At 59.9% G+C, this 1,325-nt stretch carries 2 protein-coding genes; both read right to left on the bottom strand.

What is annotated here, in order from left to right; translation table 11 throughout:
- Positions 1–874 (bottom strand): aromatic ring-hydroxylating dioxygenase subunit alpha (locus Q8S60_RS11065; RefSeq protein WP_305668560.1); only part of this gene is annotated, 874 nt, incomplete at its 3' end.
- Between the two features lie 38 nt (positions 875–912).
- A partial coding sequence (locus tag Q8S60_RS11060; protein WP_305668559.1) for an enoyl-CoA hydratase/isomerase family protein occupies positions 913–1,325 on the bottom strand: 413 nt, incomplete at its 5' end.

Below are 1,325 nucleotides of genomic sequence, written 5' to 3'. Positions count from 1 at the left end.
ACGTCTCCAGATGATCGCCCTGCATGATGAAGACCGTATTCGGAAAGAGCACGTATACGAGGGCGGAGTGGCGAATCAGATCCCACTCGCTTTCCGGTCTCTGGCGCAACGCATCGATCGTCTTGCGGGCGCCAATCATGCGCAGATTTCGCGCCATGCCGTCGAACGTGCCGAGGTTCGAGTGCAGGATCGGCGCGATCGTGTTCTTGTGCAGCGTACTCAGATGGTAGGTTTCGAGAAACGTGTCGATCACGAGCTTCCAGTTAAGGCGGGCCCGGAGAACGCGCGTCTCGTAGTGGCTGTAGCACACAAGACCAAACGCGGCGAGATCGTCCGCCATGCCCGCTAGGTGGCTGTCGATGTCGATCGACCCGCCGGGCGCCGGCATGACCCAGATCATGCCGTATTTCTCCACCACCGGCAGAGACCTCAAGCCGTTGCTCGTTTTGTCGACGCTCTCGAAGCCCCGCTCGAACGGTATCGACCTCAGCCTGCCGCTCCGGTCGTAGGTCCATGCATGATAGGGACACCTGAACACGGCCTTGCCGCTGCCGCAGCCCGACGCGACGCGCGCGCCGCGGTGACGGCAGACATTGATGAAAGCATTGACCTGCCCCGCTTCATCCCGCACCGCCAGGATCGGCACGCCTGAAAAATCGTCGGTTACATAGTCGCCGGGATTGGGCAATTCGCAGCTCAACCCGATCAGGAGTGGCTCATTCCGGAACAGCACCTCCTGTTCTCGGCCAGCCTGGTCCGGACTGGTGTAGTCGCTGACATGATGATGATACACAGCATCGCCCATCGCGGTCTCACCCGCGTCAAGATAGCCGAAAATCTTCCGCAACTGTTCGACCTGGGCTTCGTGTTTCATAATCACGCATCTCCCGACGATGTCCACTTGATTGTCCGTTAACGGAATAATGGTTTCCGACGCCCTCGGAACGCCGCCAGACCTTCCGAAACATTTTCGCTCATCAGCGCGTCTACGACCACGCTCCGTTCCATATCCAGACCCTCCTGGAGTGATCCATCGAGCCCGTTCCTGCAAAGCTGCTTCATGGCGGCAAGGCCGTCCGGATTTTTTTTGGCGAGATCGGCGCAATAGGCTTCCGCCTCTCTGACAAGCGCACCGTCGTCAACGACATTGTTCACAAGCCCCCAAGCCAGCGCCTCATCCGCCTTGAGCCATCGGCCGCTGAACATCAGATCAAGGGCACGCCGCGAGCCGACGATGCGCGCGAGACGCTGCGTGCCGCCCCAACCCGGTACGAGACCGTAACGAGCATGCTGGCATCCCACCTGCGCTGACTGACCAGCAAAAA

Source organism: Parvibaculum sp. (assembly GCF_030694575.1).
Taxonomy (GTDB): Bacteria; Pseudomonadota; Alphaproteobacteria; order Parvibaculales; family Parvibaculaceae; genus Parvibaculum.
The sequence above is the reverse complement of the archived record's forward strand: the minus strand, read 5'-3'. Positions and strand labels throughout refer to the sequence as shown.